The following is an 18,605-nucleotide window of genomic DNA, read 5'->3' as shown; positions in this document are numbered from 1 at the left end:
TTAAAGGATGGAATTTAAGGAATTTTTACTATTCCAACCGCTGTTTTTGGGCGATTAATGCCGATTTTAATTGTTCATAAGGTAGCTCCTGAATGGTTAAGTCATGGTCTATGGAAAGGGAAGCTGCAATGGCCGCAGATTGGCCCAGTACCATAAACACCGGCTCCATGCGGATGGAGCCAAATCCAATATGGGTCGCACTCAGGCATACTGGAACAAACAGGTTATTGGCCTCCCCCTTTTTGGGGATGATGGATTGATAGCTGATAGGATAGGGTCCCTGGACAGATGCCTGCACATTACCCTCATTTTGTACATATCCATTGTGGTCTACATAGCGTTGGATATTGTGGGAATCCATGCCGTAAGCTGCCAGACCCACGGCATCTTCAGCGATCTCCAGGCCTTCACAATGGTGCTGTGTCATCACATAATCACTGACCATCCTCCTGGCTTCCCGTATATACAATTGGTTTTGCCAACCATCTTCCCGCGCAAACTCATCCTTACAGGTACCCCATTGGGACACCACATTCCGGATTTTTTCCGGCATTCTGGGGTGGTAAGCCAGGCTCCACATCAAGCCCTTTTGATACTGACGATGTGCTTCCACTATTTTTTCCCTTTCTTCGTAAGAAGCTTCCGGGTAATCGTGATTCTGACCGGTAAAATCCGTGGAAAAACCATGGTTGTTATTGGTATCTGTCTTGCGGTTGGGCATGGCAGAATTGATCCAGGGAAGTCTGGTTTCCCCAGCTTCATAGTTCCTGAAAAGCAATTCGTAATTGAGCGTGTCGTATCCCGGAGGCTTTTCGAAAGGTATCCTGTTCTCCGGATGGTCTGTCAGACACATGCGAAAGCCATAAGCTTGTACCTTCTTATCCCCTGTGCCGTCAATACCAGGACCCCCTTCAATAATGTAAGGTAGCAAACCGCTGGAAGGGTTTCCTTTCTCCACATAGGGATCCACCCCAGGGACAAAATTGTGGTTAGCAGCATTTAAGGAAGGTTTTCCTTTTAAGGTGATGCCCCAATGATTGGCCTGAACACCATTCACGGTTTCACCATATTCTTCGTTACTTTCCCTGCCGACCGTATAACTGATGCCAGCGGTGGCCATCAGGTCCCCTTCATAGGTAGCATCCATAAACATTTTTCCGGAAAAAGTTTTGCCGCTTTCCATGGTGATGGATTGGATTTTCTGTCCTGATTTGGTCACCCCCCGGGCGGACCTGTCCAGCCGCTCATTGTACACAATGTCAATGTCTTCCGCATCGATCATCAGCTGATAAACCTCCAGGGCAGCAGAGGGCTCGAACGTCCACATGGCCTCTTCTCCTTCCACCGTGCGGGTTTGGCCTCCATCTTGGTACTCCTGCCTGGATTGCCATTTCCAGTTTGCGGAGTTTTCATAGTGCTTTCTGATGTTTTGGTAAAATTCCCTGGAAATCCCTCCTATGGCTTGTTTGTTGCCAATATCTGTCTGGCCAAGTCCTCCGGTAGTCAGGCCTCCCAATCGATGAGAGGGTTCGATCAGAACGACTGATTTATCCATTCGTGAGGCCTGTATGGCTGCCGCAACACCTGCTGAAGTTCCTCCGTAAATGACCAGATCATAAGATTCGCCTTGGGCCATTGTTGGTTGGACATTACCTGTCACCAGCAGGAATAATAACGATAAAATCAAATAGTGCATGTTAGTTTGGGTTTTTGATGGGCTACTTTCAAGAAAAGAATGAAGCCCTACAGGAAGGGATTCCCGCCCAAACATTTGGGGCAGGAATCCCTGAAATATTCATTTTTCAGCATCAGCTCCAGTATCAATAACCCGGATTCTGGGTCAATGCTGTGTTGGTTTCCAACTCTATCCGTGGAATGGGCCATAGGTAATCCCTGCTGGGATTAAAATCGCGGGTTTCTACCACCACCATTTCATCCGCATTGCTGATGTGGTCATAGCTTGGCGTGCCGATGGGGTCTATCATGGGTGCTTCGGTTAACCAACCTCCTTCGCCGTATCGGTTGACTCTTCCCCGATAGGGACCGGGGAGAACGTCTTCGGCAATGCCCCACCTGCGGATATCGAAATACCGAAATCCTTCTATACCCAATTCATGTCTCCTTTCCTTACGTACCAGATTCCTCATTTCCTCCTGGGTTTTTCCGGGTGAAATTACAGGCATTTGCACCGATTCTCTTTGCCGTATGGAATTGATGGCATCGTATACGCTTTCATCGATTTGGTTCAGTTCTACCTTCGCTTCGGCATAGTTCAGTAATACTTCCCCAAGCCGGAAAATTGTCAGATTTTGATCGGTGGAGCCCACATCCGTAGGATAATTAGCCAAATCAACGTGCTTCCGATATAAGTAACCCGTAAAGGAAGCATAGGCATGTTGTGCCTCAATATTCGGAACCCGCACGCTATCCTCGCCCTGAAATTCCCAGGTCATGGTGCTGTCGCTATGCGTTTCATAGATCCAGTTAACCAACCGGGAACCAGGAACCACCAAGGTATAATCCAAGCGGGGATCTCTGTTTTCGAATGGATTTTCCGGATCGTAAAGCGGTGATTCATCAATGGGGAGCCCATCAATGGCATCATAGGTATCCACCATATCCTGTGGTGGCTTTTTGTTGGAGTGTCCGAGCGCCATCCTGGACCAGAAATTTCGTGGCATATTATGGGTTTGCACACCACGCAAGTACTGAATTCGGGTAATCACTTCCGGAGAATTATCTCCAGCGAAAGTAAACATGCCCTCGTAATCCGGATCAATAGAATACGTTTCGGAATCCATAAGCTCTTTGGCAGCTGATGCAGCCTCTTCCCATCGCTCGTTCCATAGAGCAACACGGGACATCATCGCCAAAACGGTTCCCTGGGTAATTCTTCCCTTTTCCGTAGCATCCAATGGTAAATATCCCTTTACCTCGTTAAGCTCGTCCATCACAAAGTCGATTACTTCCGATTTTGGTGTCCTCGGGGTTTGGGATTCCTCCAGCGTCAGCGTAGAGGTCACCAAGGGGACATCTCCATACAGTTCTGCCAGGTAGGCATAGAAATAGGCCCGGATAAAGCGCGCTTCGCCTACCAATCGGTCGTATTTGGCCGGATCCATTTCATCCCGCAAGTGACTTCCACCGGTAGTGATAAAATTGGTCCGGTTGATGGCCCGGTAAAAATGGGACCAAAAGCCATTGGTAAAGCCATTATCCGCATTTTGTTCCCCCCTGCCCAGGGCCTGAAGGGCACTTCCGTTTCGATCCCAGCCATCATCCGAGGCAAAATCAAAAGATAAAAACCAGGCAATGCCTGCCGGCCAGTACCAAAGGCGGTTATACACGCCGGTTACGGCCATTTCCAATTCCGTTTCGTTTTCAAAATAGGTCTCACTGGACGGAGAATCCAGCGGCATCCGCTCTAAAAACTCATCGTCACAAGATGTTGAGAATACCAGAACGGGTATCAATAGAATATATTTAATTAAATTTTTCATCGGTTCCTGCTGTTTAGAAGTTAACATTCAAGCCCATGGTGTAGGTAGTCATCTGTGGGTACCAACCCCCATTGCTAACCGGGGCTTCCGGGTCGTATCCCTCGTAAAAATCCGTGATGGTAAACAGGTTCCTACCGCTCAGGTAGATACGTGCCCGCTGAATATTCAGTCTGTCAAGGGCAATTGTAGGAAGGGAATAACCCAACTGCACATTCTGTCCTCTTAAATAAGATGCATTGCGCATCCAAAAGCTGGAATTTTGCTCGTTATTGGTTTGGTTCCAGGCCAATCGGGGGAAGGAGGCATCGGTATTATCCGGAGTCCAACGGTCCTTGTGCTGCTCCTGGACCGTACCTCCCAGGTAAAAGGGCATAATTCCTTGCCCAAACAAATACCCGTCCGCTTTGCCTACTCCCTGCAAAAACAAAGAGAAATCAAAGCCCTTGTAGTCAGCGTTCAATCGAAGACCAAAGGTATGTCTCGGTATGGGACTTCCAATCACGGCCAGGTCCCGGTCGTTGATCATGCCGTCTCCATCTACATCACGGTATTTGATATCTCCCGGTGCAATATTTCCAAACTGATCGGCATGGTTATTTACTTCCTCCTGGCTTTGAAACAAACCCTCTGAAATATAGCCAAAAAACGAGCCGATGGGGTGTCCCTCCCGGTTTACCGTCAGGCCGGTATTTTCTATCCCACGCATATCGACAATTTCGTTGCGAACATCCGAATAATTGAGCATAACGCTATAATTCAAATCTCCTACCTTGTTGCGGTAGTTGACCATCAGTTCATAACCATTGTTTTTCACTTCGCCCGCATTTTGAAAAGGAGCACTTAGTCCGATGGTCTGCGGAATATTCAATGCCAGCAGGATATCTTTGGTTCTTCTCATGTAATAGTCAGCAGCCACATCCAGTTTTCCCCAAAGGTTAAAATCGATGCCTATATCGGTTGTTTCGGTGACCTCCCATTGAATAGAGGAGTTGGCCATGCTATTCAGCGCGGCACCGGGTGCATTGGCCCCGTCAAACACATAATCCTGAGCTCCTCCCCCAAGAGACATAAAAGCAGCAAAGGGGTAAAGACCTATGTTTTGATTACCCAACTGCCCCCAACTGGCTCTCAGTTTCAACTGATCGATCACGCCGGAATTTCCCTGCATAAAATTTTCTTCTGAGATTCGCCATCCGGCTGAAAAGGAAGGAAAAATACCGACTCGGTTGCCTTCAGCAAAACGGGAAGAAGCATCCCTCCGAACATTTCCTTCCAGCAGGTACCTTTCATCGTAATTATAGGTAACTCTACCAAAAACAGATTGTAAAGCCCAATGGGAGGCAGCACCTCCTGTTTGCTCATTGGCCCGGTTACCGGCATTGATCTGCTGGTACTGAGGCAGTGGAAATACTTCCCGGTAAGCAGAGATCCAATTATTGGTTTGGTCCTCCTGTTGGTAACCTGCCGTAATACCGAGTGTATGTACTTCATTGAAGGTTTTGTCCATTCTGATGATCGCCCGGATATTGTTGTACCATTCCCGGTCAAATCTTTCCGTTAGGGAATTTCGCTGCGGGACAAAATGGGTGGGGGTTTCACCATCCCTGGCATAGGTCTGGGTAATATTGGAAAAGCTTTTGGTATGCGGGTTCCAGAATTTGGGTGCATACATCAACTCAGCGGATAGCCAATCGGTAATCTTGTAATCCAGCCGGAAGTTAAGAATGGCATCCAGACTCTCTTCTGTCCGCAGGCCCCCGTCTTTGGCGCGCGCCAGTGGATGATCTCCGTTCCAGCCTTCACCGTACCTTCCGTTGGAAAGAACACCTACTTCATTGGCTGGTATTCGACGCATCCAGTGGAAAACATATCCGGTACCAAAAGAGGGTTCTCGTTGATAGGCCCTGCGTAAAAACAAGTCCATTGATAAAGTCAATTTGTCCGTTACGCTCACATCCGAGTTTAGACGGAGGTTAAACCGGTTAAAATCGGTATTGGGAATGATTCCGTCCTGATCCAGGTAACTGATCGAACCAAAAACCCTGGCCTTTTCACTGCCAGCATTGATGCTGACATTATGATTCTGCATAAAAGCTGTATTCTTAAGGGTCAGTGCCTGCCAGTCTGTATTCGGGTATTGGTCAGAAGGCATGCCTGCCCGGTAATCGGCGAGAAACGCTTCTGTGTATTGGGGATCATTACCCACATTGGTAAAAGCTTCGTTGGCCAACTCCATGTGATCCAATGCGCCTACAATATCCGGCATGCGGGTAGGTACCTGGAAACCAGCATACATGTTGTAGTTTACCTGTACCCCTTCTACCCCTCTTTTGGTGGTGATCAGCACTACCCCATTGGCGGCGCGCGCACCATAGATAGCCGCAGAAGATGCGTCCTTCAATATGGAAATACTTTCTATTTCATTGGGATCTACATTGTTCATGCTGGTTTCAACCCCATCCACCATGACCAGGGGATTGGAATTACCTAAGGTGCCTACCCCTCTAATTCGTATGGCTCCGCCATCTGATCCGGGCTGTCCGCTTCTCTGGGTGATAGTCACTCCCGGAGCGATACCCTGCAATGCCATGGAGGTCTGACCTACAGGCTGGTTCACAATATCTTCTGAGGTGACGGTACTCACCGCACCGGTTAGGTTTACCTTTTTCTGGGTTCCGTACCCCACGACGACGATTTCATCAAGCGAGGATAAATCCTCCTCCAAGGTGACATTGATTTCGTTTTGGTTACCTACTTCAATTCGCTGAGACTCGTATCCGATGTATGAAATCACCAGCACGGCATCATCTGGAATTTCCAGACTGAAATTGCCATCAATATCCGTGGCGGTACCGATGGTAGTGCCCTCAATCAATACCGTAGCCCCTGGAATTCCCTGCCCGTTGGTGTCAACTACTTTTCCGGTTACCGGTCGTTCATCGATCAAAATTTCAATCGGTTCCCGGGAGGTTTGATTCCCCTGAGCCACGTAAATGGAGTTGTCTACCTGCTTGAATTTCAGATTGGCCCCCAGGGCTATATCCAAGAGCAACTCATTTACTGTCTGCCGTTTACTCTTTAACTGAAGTCGGGCCGAATTCGTCAAAATTTCTTCCGGAAATACGAACTGATAATCAGTCTTACCTTCCACTGCCTGGAAGATTTCCTCAAGCCCCCATTCCGCCTTATTCAGCCGGATAAAGGACTCATCAATGGGCTTAATCTGGGCACTGATCTCATGTGCCATCAATGTTGTCATTAACAAACATTGAAGAACCAGCCCGTACAATAGGTTTTTCGATACCATTTTGATTAGGTACAGTAATTTTCTTTTCATAATTTTAAAGGATTTTAATTAGTACAAATTAAGATCTGCAGGGTAAAGCATTTCATTTGCCGATGGGAGTTTTACCCTGCTTTTTGTTAGTTCATAGGCTTTCTTTTTTGATGAATACCACTTTTCCGTTTATTTCAAAATCAAATCCCATGGAAAACCCCAGTCCTGTCAACACATCGGACAGGTTCTTATTTCGAAAGGTGCCGATCACCCGTCGATTTAGGTTTAACTGCGGATCTATTTTCATTTCTACTCCATACCATGACCTCAAGTCCTCCAATAGGACCCTTAGAGGTTTGCGGTCAACCACCAATTGTCCTTCTTTCCATCCAACGATTCTGTCAAAATCAAATGGGTTGACTTTTAAGTCATTGGGATGTAACCTTGCATCCACTGTGGCCATTTGTCCGGAAGTTAATTCGACGCTTTGGCTCGCTGCATCAATCGCCACCCTTCCTTCTGTAAGTGCCAATGTGTACTGATCCGATCGCGCATAGGCATTGAATTCCGTGCCCAATGCAGTGGTGACCATCTCATTGGTAATCACCTGGAATGGACGTAAAGAATCTTTGGCGATAATAAAAAAAGCCTCTCCGGAAAGGTGAACGACTCGTTCTTCTTGCCCAAAATGGGAGGAAAAGGAAAGGGATGAATTCGCATTTAGAGTGATTTGAGTGCCGTCTGGCAAATCCAACGTCAGCTTCTCACCTTCTTGAGTCACTTTGGTAATTGTTTTTTCATTTACTACCGGGACTGGATGTTGGTGTTCCAAACCCTGTTTCAAAAAATAGGCAGATCCGACAACCAAAATCAGGGAAGCAGCTATCCGAAAAAATGTTGTCAAGGAAATCATGGGTTTGACTTTTCCCCTCCCTGATCCGGGTTGCACTTTCTTGTGAATCCGCTGTAAAAGGGATTCGTAATCCGTCCTATCCGCATCGGAAGGACTGGAATCCTTCCATATTTCCTTTAAATGCCGGTCAAAAATTTCCCGCGCATTCTCCTGCTCCAGCCAACTTAATACCAGGTTCTTTTCGTCCTGGCTGGCCGTTCCATTCAAAAACCGGGATAGTACTTCTTTTTTCACTGGGTTTATTGTGCTTTGGTATAGAAACCATCAGACAGTCTATTTACTTAATGGAATTCTAAAAATTCTTTAAATAAATTTTACAAAAATTTATTTTTATAAAATAGAAGAATATTATTTTACAATAACACGGTATTTTTAACAAATACCAAAACTAATACTGAGAAACAAAAGTCCAGAAAAGGTAGGATGCTGAAGCAGGTTTTTTTTCAGTGATTTTGAGGCCAGGTAAATGTGGTGCTCAATGGTCCGTTTAGATAAATTCATCTGTGCCGCTATTTGATCACTACTCAAGCCATCGAGCTTGTTCAGGCGAAAAACCTCTTGCTGCACGGTCGGTAATCGACTAATTAACTCCATCGCCCACTCCTCTAATTCGTGGTAGGCCATGTCCTTTTCCTGACTTTGGTCCACAAACTCCGGGCGGCCTGCTACCGCTTCCAGGCAACAATCCTTTTTGCGATTGCGAATGTGGTTGTATACATAATATTTGACCGATTGAAAAAGGTAAGTCTTGAAGGATTTGGAAGCATCCAGTTTTTTTCTTCGTTGCCAGATTCTTACAAAAATTTCCTGAACAGCCTCTTCGGCAAGATACTGATCTGTAAAAATAGTACGGGAAAATGCCATTAATTTTTTAGCATACCTAAAATATAACTCATCGAAGGCAGCCATGTCTCCCTGCCGGAGACTTGCCAGCAATTCCGTATCTGTATGTTTTTGCAAAACTCCCATGAACTCACGATTGGGGATAGGGTTTATTACATTGGACAGTAAGCAGTATACTTTAGCAGGTTTGGCGGTTTCGGGAATACAATATACCTTATTTCATTTTAAATAAAAAAATACCTTTTTTAAAGATGCCTTTTTTGAAATAGTTACCTTCCCGTTTTTGCTGTAATCCAGCGAATGGCGTAATACTCACATTCCCCCTTACCCACATTGCGAATTCCATGAGGGTCATAGGCGGATAAAAACACCAAAGAGCCCGGTCCCAGCTGGTATTCGGTTCCGTTGATATGTTCGGCTACATGACCCTGCAGCACCAGAATAATTTCTTCATCAGCGTGCACGTGAGGGTCGTGACTTTTTTCACCTTCCTTTAAGGTTGTAATATGCATTTCGAGTTCTTGTAACATTTCCGTTTCGTCTCTCATGATAGCGCGTCTGCCTCCCTTGGAAGTCTCCTGAAAGTCCATGGCATCATAATGGAAAATTTTCGCCTCGGGACGGTCAGTTGCCACCTCTTTAGCGCTGCCCTCAACAGTCCATCGTATCAGATAAACGGAAGCACTGGAATTTTGCGGAGCCATTTTGAAATTTTTATTCCGAGGCAACCAGGCGATACTCCGTTCTTCCATGACCTCATTGGAATGGTCGGTATCCAATTGAAGCGCCCCGTCCAATACCAGCACCAGCATTTCCTGGTCGCCTTTTATTTCAAGAGCCTCTGTAGCCTTCAGATCAAGCTGTTCGACATGAAAATTTTCCAGCGTCTTGGTGGGCCAATCCATCAAATGCCTTAACGCTGTCTCACCCCGGGTTGTTACGGGTAACATTTGGTATTCAAAAACAGCCGAGGGATGGGGTTGGAAATGTTGTGCATGAATTTGGGAAAAGGCCATGGACAGCAGGAGTAGGATAAGTATCTTCATAACGGTATTTGGGTTTATTTACCGGTGAAAGTAAAACTATTTCCTTTCCAATGCAATGCGTAGGGAAAAGTCAGTACAAGCCCTGGATAGGTAGTCGCCTTTACTACCACCATTACCTGTCCATTGCGATTACGGTTTCATCAGGTCCCTGAGATTTTATTTCTACCTTTAATGTAGCTCCGGGAGCAGCCTCAAAATCTGCAGTTACCGAGAGTTCATTGGTCCCATTTTCCAATTCAGGAATCACCTCCAATCCGGATAGTACTTCAAGTTCCTGCCAATACTTATCATATACAACAAGATCCCCATTTCCCATAAGCTTAACTTGCTGGTTTGCTTTCAGGGTGACCGGAATTTCCAGCGCATAAAACTGATTGACCGTTAAGGTTATTTTTGAGGCTTTTGCTACGCTCTCACCGGATGCCGGCACCAGACTAATGAGGAATTGCAACGGTTGACTGGGGTTTGGATTCTCCCAATGGATGGAAGTCTGCAGGGGTTCCCCTGGTTGCTTCAAAATATGGGGATGCTCCACGCGTCCGATTTGATAGGGAATCAGCTTCCATTTCTCAGCGCCCTCAGGCACCAGACTAAATTCATTTTGAATATCCTGCATCCTGCTTTTCTGCTCTGCAGTAAAAGCGCCAGCCATTCGCGCCTTCTCCCAGTTTCTTATGGCCGCAAAAATAGCTGCGGACTGTCCGTTTTTTTCTACCGCATCAAAACTCAGATTAAAGGCAAACCCAGCATCAAAACCGGAAGCTCTTGCCAGAAGCCATTCGGTATCTTCCAAGCTGGTTTCCGGGCGCATACTAAACCAGCCCAACATCGCGGGCAACAGATTTCTCTGGTAAAAATCCTGATTCATCAGTCGGTAATTGGTTTGGCTTTCCCGGAATCCAGCATACCAAGGTTCTCCCCAATTATACCGCGTGTTGATATGCCAGTTAAAATGAGATGGATTGCTGGCATCGTTGATTACTTTTCCCTGTAAATCGGCATTTAGGTGATCAAACCAGGTTTTGGTAAAAAGGCTTCGTGCATATTGGCCCATTCCGGTGGACCAGGTGCCTTCCAATCCATCAAAAGAAACTTGCTTCAGCCCGGTTTCATTGAAGAGTCTTGCAAGCCTGATCGCCATTTCCTTTGACAGGTTTACATCTCCCAGAAAAACCTGGTAAGCATGGTCTATTAATTTCCCTATTGAGGTGCCCTCTGAATAGGCCCGGGGTTCTGTCCCATAAGCTCCCCGCAAACAGCCCTCTAACCTCCAGGGCGCCTCAGGGGAAACAGAACGGTATCGGATTATTTCATCTCCGATCTGAACGGCTTGGAGAGAATTATTTTCCATCTGATTGAAGAAATCAGGAGACTCAATATGGATCACATTATCCTCTCGGGTAAGAGGTTTTGCTAAACTCGAAATCCCCACCTTGGCCAGCCCTGGATCCGGTTTCGGACTAACGTAGGGGTCATCGGTGCTAATAAAATTGGAAAGGGTATGGACCCCTAGCTGCACTCCTTTTTGGCGAGCACGATCGACACATGCTTTCAGGCTTTTCCAGTTGTCCGGAAAGGATTCCTTCTTCAAATCAAAATGGCCCCAGTTTCGGAAGGGTCCGCCATGATACAAGTACTCCAATCCGGCCTTTTGGGTAAATTCTAAAGCCCTGTCTAAATTTTCTACCGTAAAATCCAAAATCAGGTAAGAGGAAGTCGCTTTCCTGGATTTCTTAGCCCATTCCCCATCTATCAGCGGATGGGGTAGCCCTTCCTGGGTTTCAATTTTGCCAATCAAATCCAGGACAAACTTAGAGGAACTGCCAAAAAGTGCAATTTTGGAACCCACGGGACCTCCATCCTCAAAGGCTGGAGCAAGATACCTGTCGTGCCCAACGTTGGCAATGATCCGATCTTTGTTTCTATTTCTGCTGTAAGCCTGAAGCAGACTTCCGTTTTCGCTCACTTTTGCCGTCTGCCCCCTGTAATATTTTTTATTTCGCCAGCTGGCATCCAAATCCACTAAATCTCCCGTTTCAAAAATATCATATGCCGGCTCGATATCACTTTCAGCATCTGGATAGCCTCCCAGTGTTTTCACATTCAGGGCTTGTATCCCGATGGCAAAGTCGTCGTTACGGACCACCCCCACAGCTTCTCCAATAATCTCCCGGATGGTGGTAGGAAAAGGACCCCAAACCACCCAGTCAACCTTATGTATGCTTGAAATAGAAACAATTTCAAAGCTTAGGTAATCTGAATACGCTTTCGGTTGAATTTTTATTCGGATATCCTCCTGGGCAAAGGTCAGGATTAGCAGGTCTCTCCGCACTTCCATTTTTTCCGGAAAAAGCACCTTGCCCGAAACCCGAATGCGAAGAAAAGGACTTGGCTGATCTCCAGAATGGTATTCGACTTTATTGTTTTTATCGAAAAGGCTGTTTACATGTCCTTGTTGATCTAGTAGGAGTCGAAAATTGGACGTTTCGAAGGTAGTTTCTTGGGCGAAGCTTGCTGCCATTACCAGACAAAGCAAGAAAATAATCAGACATGGTTTTTTCATTGGCAGCCTCAAATTGATTTTGGAAGAAAAGAGGAATTGAAGGAAATGTAGTAAAAAAATAACAAAAATAGTTAACCTGGAGCAACGAATCCGTCATTGAATTTTACTATCCCAACTCAAAATTAATTCTTACCCTACCTGAGTTATTTTGTTTTCCTGGATTACTAATGTTGCTTCCGTTTGGCTTTTTCCCAGGTGCTTTTCTGACTTCCCTTCAGGAAGCGGATCAATCCAGCCACCACGGCATAATTCATCAGGCAAAAGTAATAAGGGACAAAAAGTACTTTTATCCTTACTTTTCTATTTTCGAGAAAATAACCCAATCCGGCAGCCAGGTAAAACAGGATCTGCCCAATCAGCAGCAGCTGATAGACCCAACCTTGAGTCCATAAAAACAGATTCAAAATAAAGATGAAAATAAGCAAAAAAGGCGTAATCGTCCATCGAAGCACCCGGTGGGAAAGGTACTGGAAAAACAACAGCGGTTGGCTAAATGGCGTAATTTGGAAAAATAACCTTTTCATGGACTGCCAGCCGCCAGCACTGATTCTGATCTTTCTCTTTAACTCCTCCGGAATGGAATCTGAACCTGTTTCCATGGCGTAGGCTTCCGGCTCGTATACAATTTTATACCCTTTCGAGGCGATAAGCATAGACTGCATAAAATCATCCAAAATGGTATCTTCCGGAAGCGTTTGGTAAAGGGTAGAGCGAAAAGCTACCAGCTCACCGGCCGCTCCCACTGCGGAGTAAAGGCTACTATCGAGTTTCTTCAGAAAGGATTCGTATTTCCAATACATACCTTCGCCAGCAGCACTGGCCGATTCCGCCGATTCCATAAGCACGCGTTTTTCTCCGGAAACACAACCTACTTTTTCAAAAGAAAAATGACGGACGATGTTTTTCAAGGCCATTTTATTGAGAAGGGTATTGGCATCGGTAAAAACAACAAATGGGCTTTTGATTTGGGTCATGGCCCGATTTTCAGCGGCCGTTTTTCCTGCCCTGCGATCCTCATGCAGGATTTCCACCTGCGGGAATTCCGCTAATACTTCCCGAAAGTTATCGGTGGATCCGTCGGTGATAAAAATAACTTTATAGTTGGAACTGGGATAATCCAAGGCAAGCGAATTTTCAGCCTTAATCCGGATTACATCCGCCTCATTGAAGCAGGGAATTACCAAGCTAACTTCCGGCCAATTTTCAGGAAAAGACGCTGAAGGATTACGCGTAAAAATTCCTTTAAGCTTCACCAGCAAAATCAAAATCACTCCATAACCTAAAAATGCATACCAAACAACGACAATCGACATCCAAAATAGAACCTCTAGCATAAGATATAAATTTGCGACTGAATTTGATTTTTAAATTTTAATATCGATTTTGTAAAAGTAAGTGGAATGATTGAAATGGATTGTTGAAACAACCAATAATTTTCGTTTTTTTACCCATTGAAACGTTTGATTAACTTCTTTGCGTTTGTATTTATTTTAATAGTAACTTTAGTAATTGATCTTACCGCCAACTTGCACCAGTCACACCATGAGTAAAGGTAGTTCTTTAAAGGGAAACAATATGACCACCAGGGTTTCCGGATTGTACCTCGGAAAGGGCATTCCCAACAAAAATTTTGACCGGATCGTGGTTTTAGCGAAGAAACTTACAGGTTGCAAACATGCCTTTATAGGCTTTCCAGATCCCGAGGGTATTTGGTTTAAATCCAAATCTGAAAGTATACCGCTAGACTACATTGCGACAAACGATCCTTTTTGCCAATACCTATTGGATAGCAAGGAATTTCGGGATACGAAGGAAGTTGCCAAGCCGTTAGAGCAAAGTGATTTTTTGCAATCATTGACAAGTTCTGGCTACCTGGCCGTTCAGCCGGTTTTAGAAATAGAGGGAGATGTGGTGGGTTATTTAGTAGTAGCTGATCCGGTTATTCCCGGAAATTTAGCCACTATATCGGAAAGCCTTGAAATTCTATCAGAAGCAATTTGGGAACATATCCGTATTAAAACCGAGAATTTCGAAGATCGGCTTTTAAGCAAAGCCCTTTCGCTTTCCCAAGACCTCATTACCGTTATCCGTTTTGATGGGAAATTCATCAAGGTAAATAAAGCTTTCGAAACCTTGCTAGGGTATGGGGAAGCAGAACTTTCGGAAAAACCCATGGCCGATTACATCCACCCGAAAGATGTGGAACAGACAATGGTGGAGATCAATAAACTGATCAAGGGTGAAGCGACATCCAATTTTAGTCACCGGTTGAAGACAGAAACGGGTACCTACAAAACCTTTGCATGGACCGCTACCGGAGACCTGAAAAACAAATGGATTTTTGCGATTGGCAGGGACATCAGTCAGGAAAAAGACAGAGAGAAAAGGTTACTCTCCAGTGAGGAAAAATTTCGGTCTTTTTTTGAAAACAGCCAGGGGCTGATGCTGACGCACGACCTGGAGGGTAACTTTTTAAGTTTTAATAATTATGGTGCCCGGTTGTTGGGCTATACGGTAGAGGAGATGCTGTCCAAAAAACTATGGGACATCATTCCTTCGAAATTCCACCCGGAAATTGATGCTTATTTCCAGGAATTAAATAAAGACGGGAAAGCCCAGGGCCTGATGACCACCCGGCAGACCAATGGTAAACTAAAGGTCTGGCTGTACAGCAACACCCTGGAAAAGGACTATCAGGGCAATAGCTATGTAATCGGTAACTCCATCGATATTACGGAAAGGCTACGGTTGGAAAAAACCATCCAAAATGCCAAGGAATTGCTCAGCCAAACGCACATGATGGCAAAGATTGGCGGCTGGAAATACGACATGGAAAAAAACTCCCTAAGCTGGACAGACATATCCAGATCCATATTTGAAGTTGAGGAGGATTACATGCCCCACCTGGACGAGGCTTTTCAGTTTTATAAAGAAGGATTTTACCGGGAGCGAATGCAGGAGCTTTTTTCGTTGGCCAGCGAATACGGGAAAGCCTGGGATGAAAAATTAAAAATTATAACCGCCAAGGGCAAAGAAATTTGGATTCGTACCATTGGCGAAGCCCATATTGAAGAAGGAAAATGCCTTTACCTATTTGGAACCATACAGGATATCAACGAAGCAGTGAACAGAGAGAATCAATTGATCCAGAAAGAACAGATGCTTTCTGCTATTTCCAAAGCCACTGACGAGTTGCTTTCAAATAGAAATCTAAAAGTAGCCATTTCCAATAGCCTGGAGTTGATTGGAAAAGCGGCCGATGTGGACCGTGTTTATTATTGGGAAAACAGTAAAGCGGAGGATGGATCTATACTGACCTCTCAGCGATTTGAATGGAGTGCCGATGAAGTAGAACCACAAATAAATAATCCGGATCTTCAGGATGTTCCCATCAATTTTTTTGGGGAATTTGTGGAACCCATGGAAAATAACGAGGTTTTTCAGGCGATTCTTTCCAATATGCCAGAATCATCTTCAACGCGGGAATTTTTGGCAGAGCAAAACATCAAGTCCATCCTGGCCATTCCAATATTTACAGAGGAAGGTTTTTGGGGCTTCATTGGGTACGATGATTGCAAAATGGAGCGGGAGTGGTCACAAGCAGAGCTATCCCTTTTAAAAAGTTTTGCTAACAGCATCTCCAATGCCATCGATCGGAATTTTTTGGAAAGAAATCTGATCGCATCAAAAGAAATTGCTGAGAAGGCCAGCCTGGCAAAATCAGAATTTCTGGCCAACATGAGCCACGAAATCCGTACACCCCTGAACGGTATCATTGGGTTCACGGATCTGCTGTTAAAAACCGAACTTAATGATGTTCAAGACCAGTATATTGGCATCGTCAACCAATCCGCCACTACACTATTAAATATAATCAACGACATCCTTGACTTTTCAAAAATAGAAGCCGGGAAATTAGAATTAGACATCAGCAAAACGGATATTTTTGAATTGGCGGGGCAGGCAACCGACGTGGTCTCCTATCAAGCCCAGAAAAAAGGAGTAGAGATGCTTCTTAACCTGGAAAAAGAACTCCCTCGTTTTGTGCACATTGACGATATCCGCCTCAAACAAATCCTGATAAACCTGCTCGGAAATGCGGTTAAGTTTACCAAGGAGGGGGAAATTGAGTTAAAAATTCAAAGGCTGGAAGATTTGGCAGACGGGCACAAGCTGATTCGCTTCGAGGTTCGGGATACGGGTATTGGCATTTCGCAGGAAAACCAGAAAAAAATATTTGATGCCTTTTCGCAGGAAGACGGCTCCACGACCAAACAATATGGGGGGACGGGATTGGGCTTAACCATTTCCAATAAACTCCTGGCCATGATGGGATCCGAATTGAAACTAATCAGCCAATTAGAGAAGGGAAGTAGGTTCTATTTTGACATACCCCTGAAAACGGAAAATGGCAATTACATTAAAAAAACCGATACTGATTTTATAAAAAAAGTATTGGTAGTGGATGATAACGAAAACAACCGCCTCATTTTAAGGGAAATGTTTTCCCTTAAAAATATACAAATGGATGAAGCGACCAATGGCTTCGATGCACTCCAGAAAATTGAAAATAATGGCGATTACGATACCGTATTAATGGATCTAAACATGCCTTATATGGATGGTTTGGAAACGGCTACAAAAATCAGAAACAACTTTTCGCCGGAAAAAACCAATTTGCCCATCATGCTTTTACACAGTTCGGCAGACGACGATTATATCCATAAAAAATGCAAGGAATTGTCCATCCAAATAAAACTATCCAAACCGATCAAAATCAAAGCCCTTTACGATTCCTTAGCTCAGCTAAATCACCGTAAACCCGTTCAAAAGGAAACCGCTTTCTCTCCCTCTTCACCGAAATCCCTACAGGACAATTATCGGGTGCTGATCGCTGAGGACAATTCGATCAATATGTTTCTAGCCAAAACCATCGTTCTTAAGGTTTCTCCTAATACCGAAATTCTGGAAGCCACAGATGGACTATCAGCGTTTGAGATGGTAAGAGATTACCATCCCGACATCATACTGATGGACATTCAAATGCCGGTGATGAGTGGCCATGAAGCGACTAAAAAAATCAAGGAATCTCCTTTACTTAAAGACATTCCCATTGTGGCCATCACTGCTGGAAATATCAAAGGGGAGCGAGAAAAATGCCTGAATTCAGGTATGGTAGATTTTGTGGCTAAACCTATTGTGGAAAAAAACATCCGTCAAATATTTGAAAAATGGTTGCCTCCCAAAGACACGCAGGCTAAAAAAAATCCAGCAGCCATAAGCCAGGACAAAAAAGTAGACAGTGAGAAATCGGACCCGGCAGACCTGGAACCTTCAGCCCATTTCAACGTGGAAAAGGTGAAAGAATACTTAGGTGATGAGACGGAAGTAATCAAAGAAGTTCTAAAACTTACGTTAACCGAACTGGATCACTCCGATAAGGTTTTACAAAAACACTTTTCCGATAAGAACCTCGCTGGGATCTGTACCGAGGGGCATAAACTAAAAGGTTCTGCTTTAACAGCTGGGCTGGACACGCTGTACACGATTGCGCTGGAACTAGAGAACCTGACTAAATTCGAGGAGTCCAGTATTAAAGCCCTGTTAGAAACATTTTCGGTAGAAAACAAGCTTGTGAAAAAACTAATAGCCAGGCATATTGATTCGGAGTAGGCCAGTAAAAGCCTACCGGCATATTACTGACAGATTCCGATCACAAAACCTGGACTCCTAATCATAAAAAATTAACATTTTTCTTCAATTGATCTTTATACTTCGCGCCGATAGGAATGATTTTTCCATCCACGACTGCGGTATCACTGTCGAAATCGGTCAGGTAATGTAAGTTGATCACATAAGAGCGGTGAACCTGAACAAATTCCGAGTTGGAAGCCAATTTTTCCAGAAAGTTGGAAATGGTTGATTTGATGGTGAATGTTTGTGATTTGCACTTTAAACTGATGTAATCTCCCTTTCCCTCACAATAACTGATTTCGGAAAAGAGGATTTTTTTGTATAATCGATCGTCTTTTACAAAAATAAAATCCTTAGAATAGGAACTCGGATCGATCTTTACTTCGGCTTCTTTACATTTTTCTATTCCCTTCAGAAATTGGGGATAGGAAAAAGGTTTAGGTAAATAAAAACAGGCATTGGTCTCAAAAGCGGAAATCGCATTTTCATGATTTGCAGAAATGACAATCAGGGATCCATCATACTGGCTGTGTTTCAATATCTCAAAACCATTCATCTCAGGCATCTCAATGTCCAGGAAAATTAAATCGATGGTTCCTTTATTTTCGATCAAAAAATTCAAACCATCGATAGCATCTGTAAATTTAGCCAGCAATTCCAGCGATTTTGTTTTTGATATATAATGCGAAAGCACTTCAATGCTGGCCGCATCATCATCTATGATTACACAACGATTCATTTCCCTATCATCAAGTTAACTATACCCATT

The 18,605-nt window shown here is 44.5% G+C and carries 10 protein-coding genes; 1 reads left to right on the top strand and 9 read right to left on the bottom strand.

All coding sequences use genetic code 11. The features are described 5' to 3' along the window. Positions 1–28 precede the first annotated feature (28 nt). The 8 genes from GJS45_RS04565 to GJS45_RS04530 form a co-directional block, all read right to left on the bottom strand. Positions 29–1,696 (bottom strand): FAD-dependent oxidoreductase, encoded by a 1,668-nt coding sequence (locus tag GJS45_RS04565; RefSeq protein ID WP_162340276.1) that lies wholly within the window; start codon positions 1,694–1,696, stop codon positions 29–31. A gap of 124 nt (positions 1,697–1,820) precedes the next feature. Then, a complete protein-coding gene (locus GJS45_RS04560; RefSeq protein ID WP_162340275.1) occupies positions 1,821–3,500 on the bottom strand; it encodes a RagB/SusD family nutrient uptake outer membrane protein in 1,680 nt (559 codons plus the stop codon). A gap of 13 nt (positions 3,501–3,513) precedes the next feature. Then, entirely contained in the window at positions 3,514–6,837 is a 3,324-nt protein-coding gene (locus GJS45_RS04555; RefSeq protein WP_162340274.1) for a SusC/RagA family TonB-linked outer membrane protein, read from the bottom strand. A 91-nt stretch (positions 6,838–6,928) separates the two neighbouring features. Further along, a complete protein-coding gene (locus tag GJS45_RS04550; protein ID WP_162340273.1) occupies positions 6,929–7,924 on the bottom strand; it encodes a FecR family protein in 996 nt (331 codons plus the stop codon). Between the two features lie 138 nt (positions 7,925–8,062). Next, on the bottom strand, positions 8,063–8,659 hold the full coding sequence (locus GJS45_RS04545; protein ID WP_162340272.1) for an RNA polymerase sigma factor: 597 nt from the start codon (positions 8,657–8,659) through the stop codon (positions 8,063–8,065). 143 nt (positions 8,660–8,802) lie between these two features. Beyond that, positions 8,803–9,579: a cupin domain-containing protein gene (locus GJS45_RS04540; RefSeq protein ID WP_162340271.1), complete on the bottom strand. Its 777-nt coding sequence runs from the start codon at positions 9,577–9,579 to the stop codon at positions 8,803–8,805. A 112-nt stretch (positions 9,580–9,691) separates the two neighbouring features. Beyond that, entirely contained in the window at positions 9,692–12,142 is a 2,451-nt protein-coding gene (locus tag GJS45_RS04535; RefSeq protein ID WP_162340270.1) for a hypothetical protein, read from the bottom strand. Positions 12,143–12,306: 164 nt separating this feature from the next. Continuing rightward, on the bottom strand, positions 12,307–13,476 hold the full coding sequence (locus GJS45_RS04530) for a glycosyltransferase family 2 protein (protein ID WP_162340269.1): 1,170 nt from the start codon (positions 13,474–13,476) through the stop codon (positions 12,307–12,309). Positions 13,477–13,684: 208 nt separating this feature from the next. Here GJS45_RS04530 and GJS45_RS04525 point away from each other — a divergent pair, with 208 nt between their 5' ends. Continuing rightward, positions 13,685–17,815: a response regulator gene (locus GJS45_RS04525; RefSeq protein WP_162340268.1), complete on the top strand. Its 4,131-nt coding sequence runs from the start codon at positions 13,685–13,687 to the stop codon at positions 17,813–17,815. 61 nt (positions 17,816–17,876) lie between these two features. Here the strand turns inward: GJS45_RS04525 and GJS45_RS04520 are convergent, their stop codons facing one another. Further along, on the bottom strand, positions 17,877–18,575 hold the full coding sequence (locus GJS45_RS04520) for a LytR/AlgR family response regulator transcription factor (protein WP_162340267.1): 699 nt from the start codon (positions 18,573–18,575) through the stop codon (positions 17,877–17,879). Between the last annotated feature and the right edge of the window lie 30 nt (positions 18,576–18,605).

Source organism: Cyclobacterium salsum (assembly GCF_010119245.1).
GTDB classification, from domain to species: domain Bacteria; phylum Bacteroidota; class Bacteroidia; order Cytophagales; family Cyclobacteriaceae; genus Cyclobacterium; species Cyclobacterium salsum.
Note: the sequence above shows the minus strand (reverse complement) of the source record. Positions and strands in the feature narration are given on the sequence as shown.

Bases quoted from the DNA above. Each gene is read 5' to 3' on its own strand.
- GJS45_RS04560 (WP_162340275.1), bottom strand. From the start codon at position 3,500: ATGAAAAATTTAATTAAATATATTCTATTGATACCCGTTCTGGTATTC.
- GJS45_RS04555 (WP_162340274.1), bottom strand. From the start codon at position 6,837: ATGAAAAGAAAATTACTGTACCTAATCAAAATGGTATCGAAAAACCTA.
- GJS45_RS04535 (WP_162340270.1), bottom strand. From the start codon at position 12,142: ATGAAAAAACCATGTCTGATTATTTTCTTGCTTTGTCTGGTAATGGCA.
- GJS45_RS04520 (WP_162340267.1), bottom strand. From the start codon at position 18,575: ATGAATCGTTGTGTAATCATAGATGATGATGCGGCCAGCATTGAAGTG.
- GJS45_RS04565 (WP_162340276.1), bottom strand. From the start codon at position 1,696: ATGCACTATTTGATTTTATCGTTATTATTCCTGCTGGTGACAGGTAAT.
- GJS45_RS04525 (WP_162340268.1), top strand. From the start codon at position 13,685: ATGAGTAAAGGTAGTTCTTTAAAGGGAAACAATATGACCACCAGGGTT.
- GJS45_RS04530 (WP_162340269.1), bottom strand. From the start codon at position 13,476: ATGCTAGAGGTTCTATTTTGGATGTCGATTGTCGTTGTTTGGTATGCA.
- GJS45_RS04545 (WP_162340272.1), bottom strand. From the start codon at position 8,659: ATGGGAGTTTTGCAAAAACATACAGATACGGAATTGCTGGCAAGTCTC.
- GJS45_RS04540 (WP_162340271.1), bottom strand. From the start codon at position 9,579: ATGAAGATACTTATCCTACTCCTGCTGTCCATGGCCTTTTCCCAAATT.